At 63.1% G+C, this 24,197-nt stretch carries 24 protein-coding genes and 5 tRNA genes; 17 read left to right on the top strand and 12 right to left on the bottom strand.

Translation table 11 applies throughout. From position 1 onward, the window contains the following. Position 1: 1 nt before the first annotated feature. From AADX97_RS24105 to AADX97_RS24090, 4 genes are all read right to left on the bottom strand, one after another. Positions 2–1,414 carry an efflux RND transporter periplasmic adaptor subunit gene (locus AADX97_RS24105; protein WP_374234946.1) on the bottom strand — a complete coding sequence of 471 codons (1,413 nt, stop codon included), beginning with the start codon at positions 1,412–1,414 and terminating at the stop codon, positions 2–4. Positions 1,415–2,565: 1,151 nt separating this feature from the next. After that, entirely contained in the window at positions 2,566–2,949 is a 384-nt protein-coding gene (locus AADX97_RS24100; RefSeq protein WP_374234947.1) for a formylglycine-generating enzyme family protein, read from the bottom strand. Then, on the bottom strand, positions 2,871–3,056 hold the full coding sequence (locus AADX97_RS24095) for a hypothetical protein (protein WP_374235030.1): 186 nt from the start codon (positions 3,054–3,056) through the stop codon (positions 2,871–2,873). The genes AADX97_RS24100 and AADX97_RS24095 overlap by 79 nt, the downstream gene beginning before the upstream one ends. Positions 3,057–3,214: 158 nt before the next feature. Continuing rightward, positions 3,215–3,358 carry a hypothetical protein gene (locus AADX97_RS24090; protein WP_374234948.1) on the bottom strand — a complete coding sequence of 48 codons (144 nt, stop codon included), beginning with the start codon at positions 3,356–3,358 and terminating at the stop codon, positions 3,215–3,217. 338 nt (positions 3,359–3,696) lie between these two features. Between AADX97_RS24090 and ubiA the strand changes: the two genes are divergently transcribed. Beyond that, complete coding sequence (gene ubiA, locus AADX97_RS24085; protein WP_374234949.1) at positions 3,697–4,608, top strand: 4-hydroxybenzoate octaprenyltransferase; 912 nt, start codon at positions 3,697–3,699, stop codon at positions 4,606–4,608. Between the two features lie 42 nt (positions 4,609–4,650). Here the strand turns inward: ubiA and AADX97_RS24080 are convergent, their stop codons facing one another. The 3 genes from AADX97_RS24080 to AADX97_RS24070 all read right to left on the bottom strand — a co-directional run bounded on the left by AADX97_RS24080 (position 4,651) and on the right by AADX97_RS24070 (position 6,786). After that, the gene (locus AADX97_RS24080) at positions 4,651–5,190 is read right to left on the bottom strand and encodes a hypothetical protein (RefSeq protein ID WP_374234950.1); all 540 of its coding nucleotides are present in this window, start codon (positions 5,188–5,190) and stop codon (positions 4,651–4,653) included. A gap of 174 nt (positions 5,191–5,364) precedes the next feature. Beyond that, positions 5,365–6,114, bottom strand: a complete 750-nt coding sequence (locus tag AADX97_RS24075) for a ThiF family adenylyltransferase (RefSeq protein WP_374234951.1) — start codon at positions 6,112–6,114, stop codon at positions 5,365–5,367. 261 nt (positions 6,115–6,375) lie between these two features. Next, on the bottom strand, positions 6,376–6,786 hold the full coding sequence (locus tag AADX97_RS24070; protein WP_374234952.1) for a hypothetical protein: 411 nt from the start codon (positions 6,784–6,786) through the stop codon (positions 6,376–6,378). Between the two features lie 79 nt (positions 6,787–6,865). On the opposite strand from AADX97_RS24070, the gene AADX97_RS24065 reads away from it, so the two are divergent. Together AADX97_RS24065 and AADX97_RS24060 are read left to right on the top strand one after the other, a co-directional pair. Next, positions 6,866–7,003, top strand: a complete 138-nt coding sequence (locus AADX97_RS24065) for a hypothetical protein (protein WP_374234953.1) — start codon at positions 6,866–6,868, stop codon at positions 7,001–7,003. Continuing rightward, a complete protein-coding gene (locus tag AADX97_RS24060) occupies positions 7,000–7,818 on the top strand; it encodes a lysophospholipid acyltransferase family protein (protein ID WP_374234954.1) in 819 nt (272 codons plus the stop codon). The genes AADX97_RS24065 and AADX97_RS24060 overlap by 4 nt, the downstream gene beginning before the upstream one ends. Before the next feature lie 144 nt (positions 7,819–7,962). Here the strand turns inward: AADX97_RS24060 and AADX97_RS24055 are convergent, their stop codons facing one another. The 4 genes from AADX97_RS24055 to hemA form a co-directional block, all read right to left on the bottom strand. After that, entirely contained in the window at positions 7,963–8,352 is a 390-nt protein-coding gene (locus AADX97_RS24055) for a hypothetical protein (protein ID WP_374234955.1), read from the bottom strand. A gap of 421 nt (positions 8,353–8,773) precedes the next feature. Next, positions 8,774–9,715, bottom strand: coding sequence for a peptide chain release factor N(5)-glutamine methyltransferase (gene prmC, locus AADX97_RS24050; RefSeq protein ID WP_374234956.1), 942 nt, complete (start codon positions 9,713–9,715; stop codon positions 8,774–8,776). Continuing rightward, entirely contained in the window at positions 9,708–10,787 is a 1,080-nt protein-coding gene (prfA, locus tag AADX97_RS24045) for a peptide chain release factor 1 (RefSeq protein WP_374234957.1), read from the bottom strand. Before prfA ends, prmC begins: the two co-directional genes overlap by 8 nt. After that, the gene (gene hemA, locus AADX97_RS24040; RefSeq protein ID WP_374234958.1) at positions 10,784–12,058 is read right to left on the bottom strand and encodes a glutamyl-tRNA reductase; all 1,275 of its coding nucleotides are present in this window, start codon (positions 12,056–12,058) and stop codon (positions 10,784–10,786) included. The genes prfA and hemA overlap by 4 nt, the downstream gene beginning before the upstream one ends. 176 nt (positions 12,059–12,234) lie before the next feature. On the opposite strand from hemA, the gene AADX97_RS24035 reads away from it, so the two are divergent. The 7 genes from AADX97_RS24035 to AADX97_RS24005 all read left to right on the top strand — a co-directional run bounded on the left by AADX97_RS24035 (position 12,235) and on the right by AADX97_RS24005 (position 19,579). Beyond that, complete coding sequence (locus AADX97_RS24035; protein ID WP_374234959.1) at positions 12,235–14,019, top strand: tetratricopeptide repeat protein; 1,785 nt, start codon at positions 12,235–12,237, stop codon at positions 14,017–14,019. Between the two features lie 11 nt (positions 14,020–14,030). Next, positions 14,031–14,903, top strand: a complete 873-nt coding sequence (gene ispE / locus AADX97_RS24030) for a 4-(cytidine 5'-diphospho)-2-C-methyl-D-erythritol kinase (RefSeq protein ID WP_374234960.1) — start codon at positions 14,031–14,033, stop codon at positions 14,901–14,903. 46 nt (positions 14,904–14,949) lie between these two features. Next, a tRNA-Gln gene (locus AADX97_RS24025) sits at positions 14,950–15,024 on the top strand. Between the two features lie 179 nt (positions 15,025–15,203). Next, positions 15,204–16,142, top strand: a complete 939-nt coding sequence (locus tag AADX97_RS24020) for a ribose-phosphate diphosphokinase (protein ID WP_374235032.1) — start codon at positions 15,204–15,206, stop codon at positions 16,140–16,142. 78 nt (positions 16,143–16,220) lie between these two features. Further along, entirely contained in the window at positions 16,221–16,829 is a 609-nt protein-coding gene (locus AADX97_RS24015) for a 50S ribosomal protein L25/general stress protein Ctc (RefSeq protein WP_374234961.1), read from the top strand. Between the two features lie 132 nt (positions 16,830–16,961). Beyond that, positions 16,962–17,558, top strand: coding sequence for an aminoacyl-tRNA hydrolase (pth, locus tag AADX97_RS24010; RefSeq protein WP_374234962.1), 597 nt, complete (start codon positions 16,962–16,964; stop codon positions 17,556–17,558). A gap of 527 nt (positions 17,559–18,085) precedes the next feature. Then, positions 18,086–19,579 (top strand): OmpP1/FadL family transporter, encoded by a 1,494-nt coding sequence (locus AADX97_RS24005; RefSeq protein WP_374234963.1) that lies wholly within the window; start codon positions 18,086–18,088, stop codon positions 19,577–19,579. Between the two features lie 196 nt (positions 19,580–19,775). Here AADX97_RS24005 and AADX97_RS24000 read toward each other — a convergent pair whose 3' ends face one another. Further along, positions 19,776–21,113 (bottom strand): UDP-glucose/GDP-mannose dehydrogenase family protein, encoded by a 1,338-nt coding sequence (locus AADX97_RS24000; protein WP_374234964.1) that lies wholly within the window; start codon positions 21,111–21,113, stop codon positions 19,776–19,778. A gap of 258 nt (positions 21,114–21,371) precedes the next feature. On the opposite strand from AADX97_RS24000, the gene AADX97_RS23995 reads away from it, so the two are divergent. From AADX97_RS23995 to nusG, 7 genes are all read left to right on the top strand, one after another. Beyond that, positions 21,372–21,456, top strand: a tRNA-Tyr gene (locus AADX97_RS23995). A gap of 134 nt (positions 21,457–21,590) precedes the next feature. After that, a tRNA-Gly gene (locus AADX97_RS23990) sits at positions 21,591–21,664 on the top strand. 21 nt (positions 21,665–21,685) lie between these two features. Beyond that, positions 21,686–21,761 (top strand) — tRNA-Thr (locus tag AADX97_RS23985). Positions 21,762–21,854: 93 nt separating this feature from the next. Then, positions 21,855–23,045, top strand: coding sequence for an elongation factor Tu (gene tuf, locus AADX97_RS23980; protein WP_374234965.1), 1,191 nt, complete (start codon positions 21,855–21,857; stop codon positions 23,043–23,045). Between the two features lie 75 nt (positions 23,046–23,120). Next, positions 23,121–23,196 (top strand) — tRNA-Trp (locus AADX97_RS23975). A gap of 49 nt (positions 23,197–23,245) precedes the next feature. Continuing rightward, complete coding sequence (gene secE, locus AADX97_RS23970; protein ID WP_374234966.1) at positions 23,246–23,623, top strand: preprotein translocase subunit SecE; 378 nt, start codon at positions 23,246–23,248, stop codon at positions 23,621–23,623. Positions 23,624–23,625: 2 nt separating this feature from the next. Continuing rightward, entirely contained in the window at positions 23,626–24,159 is a 534-nt protein-coding gene (nusG, locus tag AADX97_RS23965; RefSeq protein ID WP_374234967.1) for a transcription termination/antitermination protein NusG, read from the top strand. The last annotated feature ends 38 nt before the right edge of the window (positions 24,160–24,197 follow it).

Below are 24,197 nucleotides of genomic sequence, written 5' to 3'. Positions count from 1 at the left end.
ATCAGCTCCCTGGCTTCGGCGCGGGTCGGGGTGTGGTCTGATCCGCGGGGGCTTTCTCTGCTCTTTCCGGCTCTGCTTTCTCCGGCTCTATCGGTTCAGGCTTGGTGCCGGCGGTTTCGCTCGCGGGCGCCGGGGGTGTCTTCTCGGAAGAAGCGTCGCTTGTGCCGTCGGTCTTGGTGCCTTCCGCGTCTTTAGGTGCAGCCGCTTGAGTCGGTGTGACCACCATCCCCGGCTTGATCTTCTGAATGCCGGAGACGACGACGATCTCGCCCTCCTTCAATCCGGCATCGACGACGAAGTCGGTCCCCATCTGGCTGCCTGTCTTGATGGTCCGCAAGGCCACCCGGTTGTCCGAACCCACAACATAGACCTGTTTCCCGTCCTTGGTCTGGATGACCGCCCCGGCCGGGATCACGGGCTGGCGCTTCTGCTCTGCGGTGTGGATGAGTGCCGTGATGAACTGGCCCGGCAGCAGCACGCCTTCCGGGTTGGGGAAGTCCGCATAGATGGCGATCGAGCCGGTGCTGGCGTTGATCTGGTTGTCGACGAAGGCGATCGTCCCTTTTTGCGCATAGGTCACGCCGGTCGGGAGGATCAGCTCGGGCACGTAGTTTTGAAAGTTCTCGCCCGGGGTGCCGGCCGCCTCCGTAACCCGCACGAAATCCGCGCTCGGGATCGAGAAGACGGCACGGATCGGGTCGAGCTGCACCACGGTGGAGAGGACCTTGCTGCTCGGCCCGACGAGGTTGCCGACGGTGTAGTTGGTCGCACCGATGCGCCCGTCGATCGGGCTCGCGATGCTCGTGTAGCCGAGGTTGATTTGGGCGGTCTTGATGTCGGCTTGGGCCTGAAGGACGGCGGCTTTGGCCTTGTCCAGGTTCGCTTGGGCCATGTCGCGTTGAGCCCTCGACCGGTCGAATTCGGCCTGGGATGTGTCGCCCTTCTTCACCAGTGCCGAGAAGCGCTCGAACTGGGCCTGCGCGTCCAACAGGCCTGCCTCGGCACTCGCGACTTCCGCGACAGCGGAGGCCAGCTCGGCGTTGGCCGCGTCGAGTTGGGCCTGGAACGGCGGTTGCTCGATCTGGTAGAGGATCTGTCCGGTCTTCACCGGCGAGCCCTCGTCGAATGCGACCTCATCCAAGAACCCCTCGACCCGCGCCTGGACGCTGACCTGTTGGATCGCCTGTATGGTCCCGATGAAGCGCCCGTGATGATCGACGAGCTGCGTCTCCACCGCGGCAACGACGACAGCGGGCGGGGGCGGGGTCCTCTCGCCACTACCGGCCGGCGGGTCCGCGGCGAGCACCGTCGAGCCGACCGTCAGGGTCAGCAGCGAAGTGGTTAGCATCGGCAGCGTCGCGTTGAGCCACGCGCCCGCGGGTTGGCCGGGTGTTCTTGAAGGCGTTGTTCTCATGGGCGATGCCTCTCCTTGGGGCAGGGGGATATGCGCCGACATCCTCATCCGGGATTCGAGGGCGGCACGGGCTGGGGGTCAAGCTGGGTCCGGGGCAAGGCGTCACGTTATCAAGCATCGAGCGATGCCGGACCGAATCCTTCGGGGTGTTGGCGCGGTGACGGGGATGCGGTCGATCATGATGCTCCCGGAGATGGCCTCGGACGGCTGCATGAGGCGGGTCGCGATGGGGGATTGTACCGCGCAGTCGCGCGGACGGGGGACCGGGAAGACGCTGAATCATGCGCGGAATGCGACGCGCTCGACAGCGTCGTGCACGCTCGACGCTGGTCTCGCGCTCGAGCGCCCCCCGGAGCGGGGCTCCTCTGTCGGAGCGGCCCCGGCGATCACGGTACCGCCGTCATCGACATACGGAATGCCGGCTCCGCTAACTGCTCGGACTGTCACACCCCGCACAATACCGACTCGCCCGATCGGACCAAGGTCAAGCTCGCCATCACCGAGAACTGCGGGAGCTTCCATCAGAAGCAGGTCGAGACCTGCTGAAAGTCCTATCACGGCCAGGTGGTGCGTCTGGGCTACACCCATACCGCCAAGTGTACGACCGTCACGGCCTTCGGTCATCTGATCGTCGTGCTCGTCAACATCGTCCGGGCCGGCAAGGCTTCCAGTGGTTCGGTCCGACCTCGATGGTGCCCAATTGGCAGGACATCCGCGACAGCGGGGCCATGTTCAAGCCGTTTCTCGGGATGGCCCCGCTGCCGAAGCTCGACCGCTGGTCTGATTGGGAGAAGTACGATATTGCGACCGGCGCCGTGCCTTTGGAGGAGCTCAAGCGTGACCATGCGCCCGAGTACGAGCGGCTCGAGGCGGGCGGCGAGCTCGAGAAGGATCTGATCAAGCCGCCGACCGAGCGGGCGCGCCGACCCGGTCGCAAGGTCACCGGCTGGATGATCAATATCGGCCTGATCTTGGCGGGGCTGGTACTGGAGGGGGTATTTCGACGTTTTAGGCGATTCCCGGAGAATCCCATACCCGTAGGTTGTGCTGACGGTAGGAAGCACAACTTTCGCCGGCGGTTGGTTGTGCCTCGCACGGCTCGGCACAACCTACGGCCTCAAGGATTTTCGGAATTCGCCTTAAGGAACGGTCTAGGGTCTAAAGTAAGCAAAACAACTCGACGAGAGGATACCTTTGCCACGGTTGTCGTTGTCGCAATCGGCCTTGCTCGTACCGACTCCGGCCATCGTGGCACCTGGCGCAGAGCGCCGGAGGGCATGCGTGTCGTCATCGTTCGCCTGATCGCTCTTAACGCAGGCGCCGGCGCTGAAGGGCGTCGTGGTGCCGGCGCGTGCGGCGTAATCCCATTCCGCCTCGGTGGGCAGTCGGAAGCCCTTGTCGGTCAGGCGATTCAGCCAGCGCAGATACTCCTGGGTGTCGTTCCAGGAGACGTTGATCACGGGGTGATCGCCGCGACCCCAGCCCTCGTCGGACGGGTTTTGGTGCAGCCCTGATCGATCACGCAGGTATCCCATTCGGCGAAGATGACTCTGCGTTTGCCGATCTCGAAGGCGGGAACGCGGACCTCATGCTGTGGTCCCTCGTCGGAATCGCGCCGGGGCTTGTCGGCCGGACTGCCCATCAGGAAGCAGCCGGCCGGGACCGAGACCACGGCGATCTCCGGGGCGAGGCTGAGCTGCAGGGTCTGCTCCGTTCCGACGGCGACGAAGTTATCCTGCTCGGCCGGGTCGAAGCCGTCTCGGCGGGCCGTGATGCGATACTCGCCCGGGGCGAGATGGATCAGAAGGTCTCCTGTCGCGTGCTCGGAGCGGTGGCTTTGCGCTCGCCGTCGACAAACAACTGCGCGTCTCCGGGGATGGTGAAGATACGCACTGCGCCGGTCGTCTCCGCGGAGAGTGTCGCACCGGGCAAGAGTGCAGCCACGCCTAAGAGCAGGATCGTTGAATAGCGCGCGGGATGGATCCCTCGTGTTCGGGTTGGGGGATGAAACCTGCTGCAGCACTGCAGAGGTGTCGAGACCGTTCGTTGTCGTTGTCGTAATCGATCATCACCACGATTACGACAACGACAACGAAAATGATCTCGGACGGTAATCTCTGCACCGATCGACTCGATTAAGCGCGGTGGTGGACCGCCGGAGAACCGGACTGCGCGGCATCACGACAAGCGGATTCTAAACCGCGCGTCTTTCTGCGTCTGTGCCTGTGCGATAATTCGGCGCGATTTTAGTCTTCACTTCAGCTCGGATGACGACTGGCGATATGAGCTTTCCCGAGGTCAAGACCGGCAGCCGGCGTTCGCTGTCCTGGCGCGAGCGCCTGCATGCCTATGTGTTGCTGGTGCGCCTGCATCGGCCGATCGGCATCTTCCTATTGATGTGGCCGGCGCTTTGGGCCTTGTGGTTGGCCGGGGAGGGACAGCCGCCCTGGCAGGTGGTCACCGTCTTCGTGCTTGGGGTCGTGTTGATGCGCTCGGCCGGATGTGCGATCAACGATTTCGCAGATCGGGACTTCGACGGGCATGTCGCGCGCACCCGTGAACGGCCGTTGGCGACCGGCGCGGTCTCCCCGCAAGAGGCGGTGGCGATCTTCGTGATCCTGTCGCTTGTCGCGTTCGCTTTGGTGCTCTTCATGAACTGGCAGACGGTGGCCCTGTCGGTGGTCGCGGCCGCGCTGACCCTGATCTATCCCTTCATGAAGCGCTTCACCCATGTGCCTCAGCTGTTTCTCGGCGCGGCCTTCGGATGGGCGATTCCGATGGCCTTCACGGCCGTGACCGGCGGCATCCCCGGGTACGCCTGGCTCTTGTTCATCGCGACCCTCATCTGGGCGCTGATCTACGATACCCAGTATGCGATGGTCGATCGTGAGGACGATCTGAAGATCGGGATCAAGTCGACCGCGATCCTCTTCGGCAAGCGGGATCGGCTGATCATCGGGTTGCTGCAGCTGTCGATGCTGGGGCTCTTGGTCTGGATCGGGCTGCTGGCCGAGCGCGGGTTCTTTTTCTTCGGGGGGGTGGCGGTCGCCTCGGGGCTCGCGTTCCATCAACAGGTGTTGATTCGGGAGCGCGCACCGGCGTACTGCTTCAAGGCATTCCTGAACAACAACTACTTCGGCATGGCGATCTTCGTCGGGCTGTTGCTCGACTATGCCTTCGCCACGGGAGCTTGATGCCGGGCGGATCGACTGATCAGCCCGGATCGGTCGAGAGTCTCAAGGTGAGGGATGGGTGATGTGCGGTTCCTCCCTGATCACCACGGCATCGGCGTTCGGGAAGCGTTCGACGACCCAATTCGGGAGCTTGGCCTGGTTGGCGTGATAGAGGGCATCGGACTCAATGATGATCAATATGAGAACCGTCGCCATCACGGGTAGGATCCCAACACCGATCACCAGCGCGAAGACCGCCTCCTTCATCATCCCGCCGTAGGCATATCCGATCCAGCCGACCACGACCGCGACGAGGAGCAAGCCGAGCATCACCAAGAAGATCCGGCTGCGTCTGGCACAGATCTGCCAGTGACACATGACATACCAGGAGTCGCGGCCGATGCCGCGCTTCGCACGCCAAAGCGTGAAACCGAGGATGCCGAAAGAGATGGCCGGGATGATGGCCATCACCCAGGGAAAGCTTCCGGCCAAGCCGCCCATCGCGACCGCGAGCAGGATGTGGTTGGCGATCAGGTTGGTCAGGAATAATTCGTGCGGGATGTTGGCCTTTTTGATTTGATCGGGGCTGATTTCGAAGCGCATGAGACAGATGACCTGTTCGACTGCTTGTGTGAAAGGACCGGGTGCGCCTGTCCGTGAAGATGCGCCCCGATATACATGGACGTGCGGCGGGTTTTCAGTCGCTTGAGCCGCGGAAACCACGTTTTGGTTTTGTGTGCTGATTCTTGCCGTCGAGCCCGAATCCTCGGCCTTTTCTCAAGCCCGCCTCACGGAGCAGACCGGGCACTGCGGATCGGAAGGCAAGCGCAGGCTTCGCCACTGCATGAGCGCAGCATCGAGCAGCAAGAGGCGCCCGAACAGGGGCTCGCCGAGTCCGGTCAGGATTTTGATCGCCTCTGTGGCTTGAATGCTGCCGATGATGCCGACCACCGGGGCCAAGACGCCGTTGGTCGAGCAGGTCTCGTCGATGCCGCCGTCGCGCGGGTAGAGACACTGATAACAGGGTCCGCCGGGTTGGCCGGAGAAGGCCGTGACCTGGCCCTCGAGACGGATCGCCGCGCCGCTGACCAGTGGGACACCGGCAGCCACACAGGCCGCGTTCACGGCAAACCGGGTCGCGAAGTTGTCGCAGCAGTCGAGCACCAGATCCACGTCGGCGACGATGTCCGGCAGCGTCTCTTCGACGAGGCTGCGCTTGACGGTGACCAGCTCCACGTCCGGGTTAATCGCGGCGAGTGCGATGCGCGCCGACTCCGCCTTCGGCCACCCGATCTGCGCGGTCGTGTGGATGATCTGGCGCTGGAGGTTGGACAGATCCACCGCGTCGAAATCAGCCAGCACGAGTCGCCCGACACCGGCCGCGGCGAGATACATGGCGACGGGCGAGCCCAGTCCGCCGAGCCCGACCACCAGGACGCTGGATGCCCGCAGTCGCTCCTGACCCTCGATCCCGAAATCGGACAACAGGATCTGGCGGCTGTAGCGCAGAAGCTCGGCGTCGGTCACGCGGAGCCTCCGGATCCGAGCCGCCAGCTTCCTGCCCCAAGTCGACAGCCTCCAGCTTCCAGCCACCAGCTCCCGGCCTCAGGCCCCCGGCCGGGCTGGCTCCGTAGCTTTCGTCGAATGACGAATCTCCCGTGGACTTCGTGTTGTCCGATAACGTTGCTCTCGTGCGGCGCGGCGCGCTGGATCTTGGTGACCTGGGTGAGTCGTGCTGTCAACATGCTGGAGGCTGGAGGCTGGAGGCTGGAGGCTGGAGGCTGAAAGCTACAAATACCGCCGCCAATGCTCCGGCCGATCGTCCCGGCAGCCGTGCTCGATCATCTCGTAGCGCTTGGCGAAGACCTTCTTGGTGCAGTTGCTCTCGCCGTTCGGACAGCCGCAGTTGGCGCGGAATGTGTCTTCGGTGTAGTAGTAGAGCGCGCGTTTAACACGGTAAATCAAACGGTTGTCGATGTGGAGGCCGAGCTCCGTCAGGGCCTCCTCGATTTCTTGGAGGCGGGTGACGAGGACGTCGTAGGTGACCTTGAGAAGGATCGGTGCGACGGGGTTGGTGTCGAGGATACCGTCCACATCCTTCAGGAACCGTGCGGCGGTTGCCGCTTGGTGCGGATCCGGATGGATCTCCTGGAAGGGGATCTCGCGGGACTTGATGCGGTCGGCGTCTGAGATGTGCATGGTATCCTTATGCTAATCGCGGCATCGCAATTCTCAAAGCGGAATCCTGCCGGCTCGCTCGCTGCTCGATCGAGCCGGGATGTTGCTCCGATCGGCGCTCGACGGGGAGCCGTTCGGAGTCGAGTTGTTCGGCCTCTCCGAACGCTCGGCCGGGTTTGTGCTCGAACGCATGTTCCGTGCCGAAGCCATCCGTAACCAGTCATGGAACAGCGCATGACCGAAAGAGATCTTCCCGACGCGGATACTGCACTCCGGCAGGGGCCGAGTCCCGGGCGACCGGAAGCATCCGATCCGGATCTTCATGTCGGACGCGCGATCGGTCGCGGTATCCGTCTTCGCAGCATCCTTTTTTTCATACTCTACAACCTGATGGGGATCTTCCACAGCATCGCCGCTTTTGTTGTGGCCCCATTTCAGACCTTCGAGCAGCGTTATCGGTTCGTGAACCTCTGGTCGCAAGCGACCATGTGGTTGCTGCGTCGGCTCAACGGTGTCGAGATCGAGGTCAGCGGGCTTGAGAATATCCCGCGGGGCGAGCCCGTGGTGGTCTTGGCCAATCACCAAAGTCAGTGGGAGACCTTCTATCTTCAGTTGCTCATCACGCCTCAGGCGACGGTGCTCAAGCGCGAGCTCCTTTGGGTGCCGTTCTTCGGTTGGGCGCTCATCCTTCTGCGGCCGATCGCGATCGACCGAGGCCAGCCGGGTCAGGCATTGAAGACGATCTTGCGTATCGGTCTGGAGCGGCTCGAGCAGGGAGTCAGCGTGGTGATCTACCCGGAGGGCACGCGTCAACCGCCAGGGCAGGTGGGGCGATTCAATGCCGGAGGCGCCATGTTGGCCTGTCGTGCCGGACGACGGGTCGTCCCGATTGCTCACAATGCGGGTGACTGCTGGCCGGCGCGGTCGCTGTGGCGTTTCCCCGGCACTATCCGGGTCGTGATCGGAGAGCCGATCGATTGCGCGGGCAAGACCCCGAAGGCGGTGAACGAGAAGGCGGAGGGCTGGATTCGCGCGACGCTCGGGCGGTTGTGACGAGGTGTTCGGCCCTGATATGACAAATTCCGATCGATGCCCAATACGCACCGGAGTTTCGGCTTTCCGGTCGTTAAGCCACCGTTTAGGCTTTCGTTTCTAGGCACTAAGCACTAACCGCTATTTCTCAAAGATGCGACGCGGTCAGTTCGTGACCGGTACGCGCCCCTCGACGACTGCAGCGTAGTAGGCGCTGGCCTCCAAAAGCTCGATCACACGCGGATCCGCCAAGGCATGGGCGATCTGTTCCAACTCTGCACTCGCGAACCGACCGCTCGGCGAGGCGTCGCCCCGGATGCAGGCATCCGTCACCGTCTCATCGGATGCCTCGTGCAGCCGTGCAAGCATGTGCTCTGCCATAAGCTCGGCGGCGATCCGGCGCTGCTGCTGATACCAGTCGCGACCGGCCTGTGTCGCGAAGCTGCGTTCATTCTCGAAGCTGCCGTCGAGGCCGACTGCGAGAGGCCGGGTGTCGGCGACGACGGCGGACGAGCCGACCAAAGTAGCGATCAAGAGGATCGAAGTTGTTTTCATCAGTCTTTGCTCTGTCATAATTTAAGTTAATGCTAATATACTGACGGACAGAGTCTGAGTCAAGGGGTAGGGAAATGGGCGGGTCGCCAGCGGCCAGCCGCCGGGCTCCAGCTATCAGCTATCAGCTATCAGCTATCAGCTATCAGCTATCAGCTATCAGCTATCAGCTATCAGCTATCAGTTATTAGGTATTAGCTCACGGACTTCCGTAAACGACTTAAGGCATGGACCAACAGTGTTTATTGCGAGGCGGTCGATCGATTGGTGGGTGAGCCGATGTTCGACCTGCATCCGAAGCCGTGGCTGGACTGCCCGATGCCGGTGGCTCGCAGATACTTTAGATTCATTGGAGCCACGTTGCAGAAAACGGCTACCCATAGCCTCTGGCTGATAGCTGATAGCTGATAGCTGGCGGCCGCACTCACACGCGAGCGATCGTCAGGCGATCGTGGCCGGCGAGGTCGGTTCGGGTGCTCGGCGCTAAAAGGCCAGCGTCGGCAAGGATTCTGCGCACGTCGCTGCCTTGGTCGTAGCCGTGCTCGAGGATCAGCCAGCCGCCGGGGCGGAGGCAGCGCCGTGCATCGGCCGCGATCGCACGACAGGCACCCAGGCCGTCGCCGCCGGGGGTGAGGGCCTCGCGTGGCTCGAAGCGGAGATCGCCGCGGGCGAGATGCGGGTCGCCGGCGGCGACATAAGGGGGGTTGCTCACGATGGCGTCCAGGCTGGCGGGCGGGAATGCGTCCGACCAGTGCGCCACGAGTAGGGCCACGTTTCGCAGGCCGAGCCGCACGAGGTTTTCGCGGGCGACCTCAAGCGCGGCGGGCGAGCGGTCCGTCGCGAAGACCTGCCATGCGGGTCGCTCCGTGGCCAAGGCGGCAGCGATGGCGCCGCTGCCGGTGCCAAGGTCGGCGATCCGCAGGGGGGCGTCGGCGAGGAGGGACTCGAGTGCCGTCTCCACCAGCAGCTCGGTCTCGGGGCGCGGGATGAGGGTCGCGGGCGTGACGCAGAGCTCCAGGCTCCAGAACTCCTGGCGAGCGCGGATGTAGGCTACGGGCTCGCCGGCCAAACGGCGGGCAAGGAGTGCGTCGAAGCGGGCGTAGGCAGCGGGTGCGACGGGATGGTCGGGCCAGGCGAAGAGACGGGTCCGCGACCAGCCTGTCGCTTCGGTCAGCAGCAGCTCGGCCTCCAATCGAGGCGTGCCGTCGGGGAGGGTTGCAAGCGCCGTTGTCGCCCGCTGAAGGACGGCGGCGACGCGCAGCTCGACCGCGCGCGGTGTTCCGCCGGATCCTTCTGTCGGCTCCGAGTCACCCTCCCCCGAGCCCAACCGGTCTGATCCGGGACCGTCCGACCCGGTCTCAGCCATCCATCATCGCGGTCAGCACTTCAGCCTGATACTCTTGCAGGAGCGGGTCGATGACCTGGTCGAGCTGGCCCGTCATGATCTCGTCGAGTTTGTAGAGGGTCAGGTTGATGCGGTGGTCGGTCAGTCGGTTCTGGGGGAAGTTGTAGGTTCGGATCCGCTCGGAGCGGTCGCCGCTGCCGACCTGGAGCTTGCGCGATTGCGCCTGCTCGGAGGCCTGGGTCTCGCGTGCGCCGGAGAGCAGCTTGGCCTGGAGCAGCGACATGGCCTTCGACCGGTTCTTATGCTGGGAGCGTTCCTCCTGGCACTCGACGACGATCCCGGAGGGCAGGTGGGTGATGCGGATCGCCGAGTCGGTCTTGTTGACGTGCTGACCGCCAGCACCCGAGGAGCGATAGGTGTCGATGCGCAGCTCGCTCGGATTGATCGCGATGGAGTCGATCGAATCGGCCTCGGGCATGACGGCGACGGTACAGGCGGAGGTGTGAACGCGGCCTTGGGACTCGGTCTCGGGGACGCGCTGCACCCGATGCGCGCCCGGCTCGAATTTCAGGCGCGAGAAGACGCCGTTGCCGATGATCCGCACAATGACCTCTTTGTAGCCGCCGAGCTCGCCGGCGCTCTCGGAAATCGGCTCGACCTGCCAGCGCATCAGCTCGGCATAACGCAGGTACATCCGCAGGAGGTCTCCGGCGAAGAGTGCGGCCTCGGCCCCGCCGGTGCCGGCGCGGACCTCGAGAAAGACGTTGCGCTGATCGTCGGGATCCGGCGGGACGAGGAGACGATAGACCTCGGGCTCGAGCTGCTCGCGCCGGTCGTTTGCCTCGGCCATCTCCTCGCGCGCGAGTGCGGCCATCTCCGGATCGGCGAGCATCTCCTCGGCGGCAGCCAGGTCGAGCTCAGCTGCGCGATACCGGTTGTAGCCCGCGATGAGCGGCTCGAGCTGGGCATACTCCCGACTCAACTCGCGGAACCGATTTTGATCGGACTGGGTCTCGGATTCGGCCAGCAACGCCACAACCTCGCCGAAGCGCTCCGAGATGCGCTCCAGCTTGCTTCGGATGGATCGGTTCATAGAGTCGAGTTGGCGCGGTTCGGGTCGAGCTGGAAGAGCTCGTTGGCCGCCACCAGGATCTCCGCCTCGCCCTCTCGGGCGGCTTGGCGCAGACGCGAGCTGGGCGCATGCAGCAGCTTGTTGGTCAGGGTGTGGGCGAGATAGTTGAGGACCTCGGTCGGCGGCTTGCCGGCGTCGAGCTGGCGCTGGGCGCGTGCAAGGACATCGTCGCGCAGCTCTTCGGCGCGTTGGCGATAATCCTGGATGAGCCCGGCGGCATCCAACGAGCGCAGCCAGGCCATGAACTCGTCGGCGTGGAAGGCGATGATGTCCTCGGCTTGGGCAGCGGCGGCCTGGCGCGAGCGCAGGCCCTCGTCGATGACGCCTTGCAGGTCGTCGATCGTGTAGAGGTAGACGTCGCTGAGCTCCCGGACCTCGGGCTCGATGTCGCGCGGCACGGCGATGTCGACCATGAACATCGGGCGGTGTTTGCGCTTTTTCAGAGCGCGCTCGACCGTGCCTTTGCCGAGCACCGGCAAGGGACTCGCGGTGGAGGCGATGACGATGTCGGCCTCGGCCAGGTGGTTGCCGATCTCGGCAAGGGCGATCGCGTATCCGTCGAACTGCGAGGCCAGCTCATGGGCGCGCTCGACGGTGCGGTTCGCGACGATGATGCGGCCGATGCCGGCGCGGTGCAGGTGGCGGGCGGCCAGCTCGATGGTCTCGCCGGCGCCGATCAAGAGTGCGGTCTGTTGGGACAGGTCGCTGAAGATCTGGCGTGCGAGGTTCACCGCGGCGAAGGCGACCGAGACCGGGCTGCTGCCGATCGCGGTCTCGGTGCGGACGGTCTTGGCGACCGAGAAGGCGTGCTGGAAGAGACGTCCGAGCAGTTTCCCGGTTGCGGTACAGTCCGTCGCGGTCTGATAGGCGTTCTTCACCTGACCCAGGATCTGCGGCTCGCCCAGGACCATGGAGTCGAGCCCGCTGCAGACGCGCAACAGGTGGGTGACCGCATCGCGCCCCAGGTGGGCGTACAGAAACGGCCCCACTCGTTCCTGCTCGACCCCGTGGAAGCGGCTCAGCCAGTGACGAGCCGCCTCCTCGGAGCAATCCTGCACCGCACAGTAGATCTCGGTGCGGTTGCAGGTGGAGAGTACGACACCCTCGGCGATACCGTCGCAATTGGTGAGGTCGCGCAAGGCGCCGACGATGATGTCGGGACCGAAGGCGAGCCGCTCGCGGACATCGACCGGCGCCGTCTTGTGATTGAGTCCGAGAACAAGCAGCTTCATAGTACCGAGGTCGTCAGGTGGTGATCCTCGCGATTGTCCGACTTTCGGGGGTCGATGAAAACCCACTGACGTGGATCTTGTGGTTTTTCGGGTGTAGGGGGGACGGAACTGCTTCGCTATACTGGGCTCTCACGATCACAATCGTCGTTGGATTGGCTCTTGCCGGATCATCAAACATGCCACGCTCGTCTCTGCTTTCCACTGTCGGGTTCTTTGCCGTCTTGGTGCTCCTGTCCGCGGGCGCGTTCGCGCAGGTCCCGGATCCTGTCACGAACGCGGCGCCGAGCCCTCCGCAACCCGAGGGATCTGCCGGCACGCCGGCCGACCTCCCCGAGGCCGATGCAGCGGGTCTCTCCGGCGGGCTGAATGCCGATCAGGTCTACGCCGTGCTGGTTGCCGAGGTCGCCGCACGTCGCGGGGATATGGACACGGCCTTCACCTACTATCTCGAAGCGGCAGACCTCATGCAGGATCCCCGCTTGACCGAGCTGGCCGTGCGTGCCGCCATCACCGCGGGCAACGATGCGGCGACCGAGCAGGGCTTGCGGCGTTGGCTGGACCTCGATCCGACTTCGACCGGCGCGCATCAGATGGGCGCCTTCTCCCGCATCAAGGCGAACGACCACGAAGGGGCGCTCCTGCATCTGATGCGTCTCGTGCAGCTTTCGCCCGATGACCCGGACGCGGCGTTCGGACACGCCGCCGCGATCATCGCGCGCGCGCCGACGCCCGCGGCCCGGGTCGGACTGATGCAGGCATTGGCCGACCAGTTTCCGCAGAGCGCGCATGCGCAACAGTCGCTCGCGATGGTGGCGGCCAGCGCGTCGCAGCTCGAGATCGCCGATGCCGCCGCGCGTCGGGCGCTCGAGCTGCGCCCGGAATGGAACAAGCCAAGACTGTTTCTGGTGAAGCTCCTGATCTCATCGGACAAGCGCGGTGAAGCGCGGTCGTTGCTGGAAGAGTATCTCGCACTGAGTCCGGACGATCAGGTGTTGCGCATGTTGTACGGTCAGCTCCTCGTCGAGGAAGAGGAGTTCTCCGGCGCGCGCGATGTTTTTCAGCGCCTACTCGACAATCGCCCGAAGGAGCCGGATGTGCTGTTCGCTGTCGGGGTACTGTCGTTGCAGCTCGAGGACACGGAAGGAGCGCGCATCTATTTCACACGTCTCTACGAGACCGGGGAGCGTCGAGACGACGCGGCCTTCTACCTTGGGCAGGTCGAGGAGCGTGCCGAAAATTCCGAAGCCGCTCTCTCGTGGTACGGCAAGGTGAAAGGCGCGAATTCGGTCGATGCGCAGATTCGCACGGCATTGCTGAGTGCGAAGGGCGGCGATGTTCGGCGTGCGCGCGAGATCCTCCAACAGCTGCGCGACCGAGGGCCCGATAACGCCGTTCTTCTCTATCTGGTCGAGACCGAGATTCTCGAGTCGGTCGGCCGGACCGACGAGGCGATGGCGATCTTCGACACCGCCTTGCAGGCATTTCCGGACGACGAGAATCTGCTCTACGCTCGCGCGCTCTCGGCGGTGAAGCTCGATCGGATCGTCCTCGCTGAGCAGGACCTGAGGCGGATCATCGAGATCGACCCCGAGCACGCCGATGCCCTGAATGCACTCGGCTACACCTTGGCGGATCGAACCGACCGCTACGCCGAGGCCAAGGGCTACATCGAGAAGGCCTATGCGCTCAAGCCGGAGGAGCCGGCGATCCTCGACAGTATGGGCTGGGTGCATTACCGTCTCGGCAATTACGAGACCGCCCTCGATTATCTCAGGCGCGCGCTCGAGCACATGAGTGACGGGGAGATCGCGGCGCACCTCGGTGAGGTGCTATGGGCCATGAATCGTCGCGAAGAGGCCCTCGCGGTTTGGGCGGCGGCGGCCAAGGAGCATCCGGACCACGAGTATCTCAATGAAGTGATGGGGCGGCATCGCGCCTCCGGCGGCGACCCGTCCCGATGAGCCAGAGTCCGATGAGCGAGCCTTCCATGCTCGCGCCTTCCGCCGTGGCCTTTTGGCCCGCGCCCGCCAAACTCAATCTGATGCTGCGCATCGTCGGGCGTCGGGCGGACGGTTATCATGAGCTGCAGACAGTGTTCCAGTTCATCGACCGTTGCGATCGGCTTCGGTTCGAGGTGCGCGAGGACGGGCTGATCCGTCGTCTCGTCGAGGTGCCGGGTGTCGCGCAGGAGGACGACCTGACCGTCCGCGCGGCGCTAATCCTCCGGGACGCCACCGGTTGCCGTCTCGGGGCAGATATCCACTGCGAGAAGTTGCTTCCGATGGGTGGAGGGCTCGGGGGCGGCAGCTCCGATGCGGCGACCACACTGGTTGCACTCAATCGACTCTGGGGCACCGGTCTGGGCGAAGACTCCCTCGCGGAGCTGGCCCTGCATCTTGGCGCAGACGTACCTGTCTTCGTGCGCGGATGTGCGGCTTGGGGAGAGGGTGTGGGGGAGCGCCTGACGCCGGTCATGTTGCCCGAGCCCTGGTATCTTGTGCTGTCCCCGCACTGCTCCGTCTCCACGAGGGATGTGTTTATGCATCCTGAGTTGACACGGGATTCGGAGCCCGCCACACTAGCGGACTTCGTTGCCGGCGATATATCAAACGATTGCTTGAGCGTCGTGCGACGCGAGTACGCTCCGGTCGCGGAGGCCCTCGACTGGCTTTCGGGCTGGGGAGGCGGACGTATGACCGGAACCGGGGCCTGCGTATTTGCGGTCTTCGAGGATCGCCTGCGAGCGCTCCGCGCGCTTGAGCAATGTCCGCCCGCGATGCGCGCCTTTGTCGCCCGCGGGCTGAATCGATCTCCGCTGCTCGCGCACATGGACACGCTGCCCTGATCCGGCGGCGTGACGAGCGTGTGGTTTCGACGTCTAAACCAATTTTTGGGGCGTAGCCAAGCGGTAAGGCACCGGGTTTTGATCCCGGCACCCCCAGGTTCGAATCCTGGCGCCCCAGCCATACCCCGCCGAGGCGAATCGAGTCCGGACGGCGCTGCGTCCGTTGGCGCTTTCCTGCGTCGCACCGCTTCACCGCCTGCGTCGCACCGCTTCACCGAAAGCGTCGTCGCTTTTTTCCGAGCCCGGGTACTGTCATCCCCTCAGCAAGACGTTAGGAAATCGCCAGTGCCTGCCAGCCATTTGATGGTTTTTTCCGGGAATGCCAATCCGGAGCTCTCGGTGGAGATCGCCGGTTATTTAAGCGTACCGATTGGGAAGGCCGTCGTCGGCCAGTTCAGCGACGGGGAGGTGATGGCCGAGATCCAGGAGAACGTGCGCGGGCGCGACGTCTTCGTCGTGCAGCCGACAGGGGCTCCGACCAACGACAATCTGATGGAGCTGTTGGTGATGATCGACGCCCTGCGCTGGGCGTCCGCCAAGCGCATCACCGCGGTCATCCCGTATTTCGGCTATGCCCGGCAGGACCGCCGGCCCCGGTCCGCGCGAGTTCCGATCACGGCGCGCTTGGTCGCCAAGATGATCGGTCAGTCCGGCGCCGATCGCGTTCTGACGGTTGATCTGCACGCGGATCAGATCCAGGGCTTTTTCGACATCCCGGTTGACAACGTCTACGCCTCGCCAATTCTGTTGGGTGATGTTTGGCGAAAACGCTACGAGGATCTCATGGTGGTTTCGCCGGACGTCGGCGGTGTGGTGCGGGCGCGCGCCTTGGCCAAACGGCTCGACGACGCGGATCTTGCGATCATCGACAAGCGTCGCCCGCGGGCCAACGAGGCGAAGGTGATGAACATCATCGGCGATGTTCGGGATCGCTCCTGCGTCATCGTAGATGACTTGGTCGATACGGCCGGGACACTTTGCAGCGCCGCAGCGGCGCTGAAAGACGCCGGGGCCTGTCAGGTCGTGGCCTACTGCACCCACGCGGTGCTCTCGGGGCCGGCCGTCGACAACATCTCGGCATCTCGGCTCGACGAGCTGGTGGTCACCAATACCATTCCATTGCGTCCGGCCGCGAAGGCTTGTAACAAGATCAGGCAGTTGAGTATCGGCGAGCTGCTTGCCGAAACGATGCGCCGGGTCTCGAACGAAGAGTCGGTCAGCTCGCTGTTCGTCGACTGATATCAAACCATTGCGGCGTTGCGATCCTGGTCGCGGGATCCGGCGCATTTTGTCGTCATCATCAACCGGAGAACGCCGATGAGCGTCAGTTTCGAGATCAACGCGCAGACCCGCGCACTTGCAGGAACGGGTGCGAGCCGCCGCCTGCGTCGCACGGGGCAGGTGCCCGCCATCGTGTACGGTGGTCATCAGGAGCCCGAGATGGTCTCGGTCGGCCATAACGAGCTGCTCAAGCACCTGGAGAACGAGGCATTTTACTCGCATGTACTCGATCTGAAGATTGGGGAGCGCTCGGTGAAGGTCGTCTTGAAAGACCTGCAGCGCCATCCGGCCAAGCCGTTCGTGCAGCATGTGGACTTTCTGCGGATCACGCAGGACGAGAAGCTGCGCATGAGCGTGCCCTTGCATTTCGTCAACGAGGAGCGCTCCAAGGGTGTGAAGATGGGCGGGCAGGTGTCCCACAACATCACCGAGCTCGAGATCGTCTGTCTGCCCAAGGATCTCCCGGAGTTCATCCTCGTCGACATGGGCGAGATGGACATCGGCCAGATCATCCATCTGTCAGAGATCCAGATGCCCGAGGGTGTGAGTCTTGCTCATACCCCCGATTCGGACGAGGCCGTCGCCATGGTTTACGGCCCGCGTGGTGGCGGCGACGAGACGGAGGAGGAAGTCGAAGGCGCCTGATATCATCGGACGCCGCAGGCGGCGGACGACAGTGCTGATTCGATTCCCTGACAAAGGGTTTTTCCGTGGCGACCGGTTGCTCGATGGTCACTCTTCCGGCCTTGAGTGCCGGTCGTCGCTCGGCGGTGTCCGGTGAGCGAGTCCGCCGGCATCCGTCTGATCGTCGGGCTCGGCAATCCCGGCGAGCAGTACGAGGCGACGCGTCACAACGTCGGGTTTTGGCTCGTCGACCGGATCGCCGGGAGTTTTCGCGAGACGTTCCGCGCCGAGTCCAAATTCTTCGGCCAGCTCGCTCGCATCCAGCTCTCGGGGCCGGATCTGCGTCTGCTCAAGCCCTCGACCTACATGAATCGCAGCGGTCAATCGATCGCCGCGGTCGCCCGCTTCTATTCGATCTCCCCCGAGCAAATCCTCGTTGCTCACGACGAGCTCGACCACCCGGTCGGCCAGGTACGCCTCAAGCAGGGCGGTGGCCATGCCGGGCACAACGGCCTGCGCGACACCATCGCCGCACTGGGCGGCAGTCGTGACTTTTGGCGCCTGCGGATCGGGATCGCCCATCCCGGGGATCGCACCCTGGTGACAGGTTATGTCCTCGGGCGTCCGTCCAAGGCCGATGTCGAGCAGATCGACGCAGCCCTTGCCGATGCCGAGCTGATCCTCGAGGACCTCGTCGCCGGTCACTTTCAGATCGCCATGAATCGTCTCCACTCGCAACGGCGCGATTGAACGCCGTTAGGATTCTCATTCGCAGTTCGTGCACACTCGACCCCGCATGGGCCGAGCCCGTGAGAACTACGTCTGCAATCCTTTAACATCCTGATTTTTATTTCCTAAACCGCGTCAGCGACAGCGTCGATGAGGTCGGTCGAGTTCGAATCAGCATCAAGCGTCGATCGTTGACTCCGGACGTGGTTTAGCGGAGTTTGACAAATCGCAATCCCGAGCCGAGTATTCCGCCCGATCTCCGTGATCGCCGTGCGTCTCGGCCCTTTCCGCAAAAGTGCCTCACCGCGCCTTCTGCAGACATCCCGTCGAATGACGCCGTATTCGGGAACGGGCTATCGCTCGCACTGAATCCGAAGTCATCCGACCTGTCGGCGGGGGAGTTCGTCTCCGCGGCTTTCAATGACGGCTCATCTCCGAGCTCGACAGCCCGTCGATACCGGTGTTGGCTCGCCCTTCGAACGGGGTTCGACAACTTAACGACAAAATTAGCCGTTGAAGCGGCATGATGATTGGAGGACTTATCGCACATGAACAGAACATTCAAGTGGCCGCTGACGGCTGCAGCGATTGCGTGCGCAACCGTGCCGACACTGGCATTGGCGACCAACGGATATTTCTCCCACGGCTGGGGCACAAAGTCCAAGGCGATGGCGGGCGTCGCCGCGGCATTGCCGCAGGATACGCTGGTTACGGCCACGAACCCCGCCGGAATGGCATTCGTCGGGACATCCCTTGATGTTGGATTGTCCTTCTTCACCCCCTCGCCGCGGGGCTATGAAGCCAACGACGACTACTCCGTAGACCCCGTATCGGGCTTTCCGACCGGGCCCTTCATCGCCCCTGGCCGATACGACAGCGAAGGTGATTGGTTTCTGATCCCGAGCTTCGGTTTCAATTACGAGCTTGATGAAAGAAGCACGATCGGCTTTACCCTATTCGGCAACGGCGGGCTGAACACCGATTATCGGGATCGTCCGGTCTGGGAGAATTTTGCCGCGGCGCCCAATCAGCTGGCGATCGGGCCTGGGATGATGCCGCCCCCCGGCACCATTGCGAGCCCCAGCGGACTTCTGTTTACGCAGACCAATCCGCCGATGCCCGTGACGGACCCGAGCATGCCCCCCCCGCCGAACGGCAACAACGCCAACCCCGGCGGTTTTCTGAGCGCCTCCGGCTCGACCGGCGTCAACCTCGAGCAATTGTTCATCGAGATCCCCTATACCTTCAAGTTCGCGGATGGAAAGCAGGCGGTCGGTATCGCGCCGGTTTTTGCGATGCAGAGTATCGAGGTTAAAGGGCTTCAGCCGTTCCGCGCGGCATCCTTGTACCCGGACAAGGTCTCGAACAACGGAACCGACTGGTCCTACGGCGCCGGACTGCATCTGGGATGGTACGGCGAGGTAACCGATCAACTGGCGTTCGGGATGTCGTATCGCACCAAGATGTGGATGTCGGAATTCGATGACTATAAGGGGTTGTTTGCAAATCAGGGTGAGTTCGATATCCCTGCGATGTTGAACTTCGGCGTCGCCTTCAAGGCGCGGCCGGACCTGACCCTTGGCTTCGACTACCAGCGCATCTTCTACGGCGAGGTCTCGTCGATTTCCAACTCGAACGACAACGACATCTCGCCCTGTTTCACCTCGAATCCCAAACCCGCGTTCTGTTTGGGCGGGGATGACGGAATCGGTTTTGGATGGGACAGCATGGACATCTTCAAGTTGGGTGTGCGTTACGACCACGACGAGAAGCTGAGTCTGATGGGCGGCGTGAGCTACAACACCGAATTCGCCTCCGGTCGGCAGGCCCTGTTCAACATTCTGGCGCCCGCGACCATTCGTTGGCACCTTACCCTGGGTGCGTCCTATCGCTTTACGGAAAAGGATGAGTTCGCACTCGCCTTTTCCTACATGCCGGAGGAAGAGTTGAGCGGCACGAGCCCCAGCATCACCCAAGCGCAAACGGGCTCCATCTACATGGAGCAGATGGATATCCAGATCGGTTGGAATCACCGCTTTTAAACCGCGCCCGGTGCGGGATGCCTCGTTTGTTGGATTGGCTTGACCGCGCCACCTTCGACAACTGTCGGAGCTGGCGCGGTTTAAGGGGAGTCGGCGAGGCTCGTCCGGCGTGCAGGGCGCCCTTCGTCGCGGGGGAGCGGGGCTCGGCTCGAAGCCGATGACCCGCAGGCCCGACGCGTCCGATCAGGGCGGGGTGCTACTGAGCTGTCATCGGCAAACGACCGATCGAGATATAGGTCAGTCCGGTTGCGGTCGCGAGCTGCCCGTCGAGGATGTTGCGACCGTCGAAGATCACTCCGGCCTTGAGCTTGTTCTTCATTACCCGGAAATCCGGGCTGCGAAACTGCGCCCACTCTGTCAGCACGGCAAGTGCGTCCGCACCCTCCAATGCCGATACGGCATCGTCGACGAGTGCCAGATCGGTTCGCTCACCGTAGATGCGGTGTGTCTCGGGCATCGAAACCGGGTCGAATGCCTTAACCTTCGCGCCGGCCTCCCAGAGCGATTCCATCAAGACGCGACTCGATGCCTCGCGCATATCGTCGGTGTTGGGCTTGAACGAGAGACCCCAAACGGCGATGGTGCGGCCCTGCAGATCGCCATTGAAATGCGCGTGGATCTTCTTGAACAGAATATCCTTCTGTCGGAAGTTCACGGCCTCGACGGCATGCAGCAGCTGCGGGTCGTACCCCAAGCTGCGCGCGGTGCGTTCGAGCGCGCGCACGTCCTTCGGGAAACAGGAGCCGCCGTAGCCGCAGCCGGGATAGATGAATTGGTAGCCGATGCGCGGATCCGAGCCGATGCCGACGCGGACCTTTTCGATGTCGGCGCCGACCGCCTCGGCGATGTTTGACAGCTCGTTCATGAAGCTGATCTTGGTTGCCAGCATGGCATTGGCCGCATATTTCGTCAGCTCGGCCGAGCGCACGTCCATTAGCATGACGCGGTCGTGGCTGCGATTGAAGGGGGCATAGAGTGCCCGCAGCAGCTCGCCGGTACGTGGGTTGTCCGTGCCGACGATGATGCGATCCGGGCGCATGAAATCATCGATTGCGGCACCTTCCTTCAGGAACTCGGGATTGGACACGACATCGAATTCAACGGTACTGCCCCGAGCCGTTTGTGCGTCCCGCACAGCGGCGGCCACTTTGTCGGCAGTGCCCACGGGTACCGTCGATTTGTTCACGAGGATGCGATAGCTGTCCATGTGCTCGCCGATGCTGCGTGCGACCGCAAGGACGTACTGCAGGTCCGCCGAGCCGTCTTCGTCCGGCGGCGTGCCGACCGCGACGAACTGAAACAGTCCATGCCGTACCCCTGCCTCGGCATCGGTCGAGAAGGTTAGCCGGCCGGCCTCGCGATTCTGCTTGATCAGCTCGTCGAGCCCGGGCTCGTAGATAGGCACGCCGCCGCTGTTGAGGAGGGCGATCTTGGCTGGATCGACATCGATGCAGAGGACGCGATTGCCGACCTCCGCCAAGCAGACGCCAGTGACCAGTCCAACGTAACCGCTGCCAAAAATTGTAACGTCCATTCTTTTCATCTCCGGGCGTTTTCAGTCGGATCTACAGGGATCGAGGGGCCGTCCGTGTCTGCGCAGCGCCCTTGCATCAAAGTGATGCGCGTCGTCCCCGGCTCGTTCGCCGATTGTATACCGAGCGCGCGTGGGTGTTTCGGAAAGCAGGGTGCGCCACGTCCGCCGGGCATCTGGCGCGCCCGGTCGCCTTGCGAGCAATCGTCCACTCCGGCTTGACGCTGGTAGCTCAACCTCATATACTGTGTCGCTCTTTAAGGAGGGGTTCCCGAGCGGTCAAAGGGATCAGACTGTAAATCTGACGGCTCAGCCTTCGGAGGTTCGAATCCTCCCCCCTCCACCAGATTAAGGGACGCGGAGGCGTCTTTCCGGGCTGGTCGTGCGCACCGAAGGTTTGCCTCCGAGGTGCGCGAGGGCGTCGTCGGTCTGCTCGGCAGCGACCTCCCTCCAAGCCCCGCGGTTCGGCGTGAAAGCGCTGCGGGTGTAGTTCAACGGTAGAACCTCAGCCTTCCAAGCTGATGGTGTGGGTTCGATTCCCATCACCCGCTCCAATCAGAGCATGTTTTAAGAACGCCCATGTAGCTCAGTTGGTAGAGCACACCCTTGGTAAGGGTGAGGTCACCGGTTCGACTCCGGTCATGGGCTCCACTGTTTTGTTCGAGAATCAATCGTCGATCTCGGATCATCGTCTCGGTCAGGTCCGGCGCGACTTGTCGATTTGAACCATGCGGGGAGCCGTTCATGTCCAAAGCAAAATTCGAGCGCAGCAAGCCACACGTGAACGTCGGCACGATCGGCCACGTCGACCACGGCAAGACGACCTTGACGGCGGCGATCACGACGCACCAGGCGAAGCAATTCGGCGGTGAGGCGCGCGCCTACGACCAGATCGACAATGCCCCGGAAGAGCGCGAGCGCGGGATCACGATTGCCACGGCGCACGTGGAGTACGAGACCAAGAACCGTCACTACGCCCATGTGGACTGCCCCGGCCACGCCGACTACGTCAAGAACATGATCACGGGTGCGGCGCAGATGGACGGTGCGATCCTGGTGGTGTCCGCCGCGGACGGCCCGATGCCGCAGACCCGCGAGCACATCCTGCTGTCGCGTCAGGTCGGGGTGCCTTACATCGTGGTATACCTGAACAAGGCCGACATGCTCGACGATCCCGAGCTGCTGGAGCTGGTGGATATGGAGGTGCGCGAGCTGCTTTCCAAATACGACTTTCCCGGCGACGACACCCCGATCGTCACCGGCTCGGCGAAGCTGGCGCTCGAAGGCGTGGACTCGGAGATCGGCACCCAGTCGATCGACCGGCTGATGGACGCGCTCGACAGCTACATTCCGCAGCCCGAGCGTGCGGTGGACGGCGCCTTCCTGATGCCGATCGAAGACGTCTTCTCGATCTCCGGGCGCGGCACCGTGGTGACCGGACGCATCGAGCGCGGCATCGTGAAGGTCGGCGAAGAGGTCGAGATCGTCGGCATCAAGGACACCGTGAAGACCACCTGCACGGGTGTGGAGATGTTCCGCAAGCTGCTCGACCAGGGTCAAGCCGGCGACAACGTCGGGGTGCTGCTGCGCGGCACCAAGCGTGAAGACGTGGAGCGCGGTCAGGTGCTGGCCAAGCCCAAGTCGATCAACCCGCACACCCATTTCGAAGCCGAGGTGTACGTGCTGAGCAAGGACGAGGGCGGCCGTCACACCCCGTTCTTCAACGGCTATCGTCCGCAGTTCTACTTCCGCACCACCGACGTGACCGGCGCCTGCGAGCTGCCCGAGGGCATCGAGATGGTGATGCCGGGCGACAACGTGAAGATGACGATTAAGCTGATTGCGCCGATCGCCATGGAAGAAGGGTTGCGCTTTGCAGTGCGCGAAGGCGGCCGCACCGTCGGTGCCGGCGTCGTCGCGAAGATCATCGAGTAGTACGGGTCATCGCGGCTCGCAGGGCAGTGTTGATGGGCCTGCCCGACACGATCCGCGAACGGTCCTGATTGTTTTAGGCCAGTAGCTCAATTGGCAGAGCAGCGGTCTCCAAAACCGCAGGTTGGGGGTTCGAGTCCCTCCTGGCCTGCCATACAACCCATCGCCCCGTTTAATTTATCGCTCAGGCGACACCCGATCTCATGAACTCACGTGCAGAGGCCCGAGGGGCCGGCTTGGATACTGCCAAGCTGGCAATCGCTGCGTTGTTGCTGGTCAGCGGCATCTTCGCCTTCTATTTTTTCGAGGGCTTCTCTGTCCTGCTCCGTGTGATCGGGCTGCTGGTCATCAGCGGTGCTGCGGCGGCGATCGCATTGCAGACAGCGCAAGGTCGGGCTTTGTGGCAATTCGTGTCCGATGCGCGAATGGAGGTTCGCAAGGTCGTGTGGCCGTCACGTCAGGAGACCCTGCAGACGACGCTGATCGTCATCGTGATGGTGTTGATTGTGGGCATCATCCTATGGCTCTTCGACATGGTGCTGATGGCGATTCTCAGATTCCTCACCGGCCAGGGGGGCTGAGTATGTCCAAGCGTTGGTTCGTCATCCATGCCTACTCAGGTTTCGAGGGGCAGGTCAAGCGTTCGCTTGAGGACCGTGTCAAGCGCGCCGGACTCGAGGAGTTGTTCGGCCTGATCCTGGTGCCGACTGAAGAAGTGGTTGAAATGCGTGCGGGTCAGCAACGCAAGAGCGAGCGAAAATTCTTCCCCGGTTATGTGTTGGTCCAGATGGAGATGACCGACGAGACCTGGCACCTCGTCAAAAGCGTTCCTAAGGTGATGGGTTTCATCGGCGGTACCGGGGATCGGCCGGCGCCGATCCCGGATTCTCAGGCCGACGCGATTCTGTTACGCCTGCAGGAAGGCGGCGAAAAGCCGCGGCCGAAGGTGCTTTACGAGCCTGGCGAGGTCGTTCGCGTCGTCGACGGTCCCTTCACCGACTTCAACGGGGTCGTCGAGGATGTCGATTACGACAAGAGTCGAGTGAAGGTTTCGGTTCTGATCTTTGGGCGCTCGACACCTGTCGATCTCGAGTTCGCGCAGGTCGAGAAGGCCTGATTTGCGGATTGTCGCGGGTGTCTTGACGCCAAGCCCCG

Source organism: Thiocapsa sp. C2-2m, from assembly GCF_041903745.1.
GTDB lineage: Bacteria > Pseudomonadota > Gammaproteobacteria > Chromatiales > Chromatiaceae > Thiocapsa > Thiocapsa roseilacustris.
The sequence above is the reverse complement of the archived record's forward strand: the minus strand, read 5'-3'. Positions and strand labels throughout refer to the sequence as shown.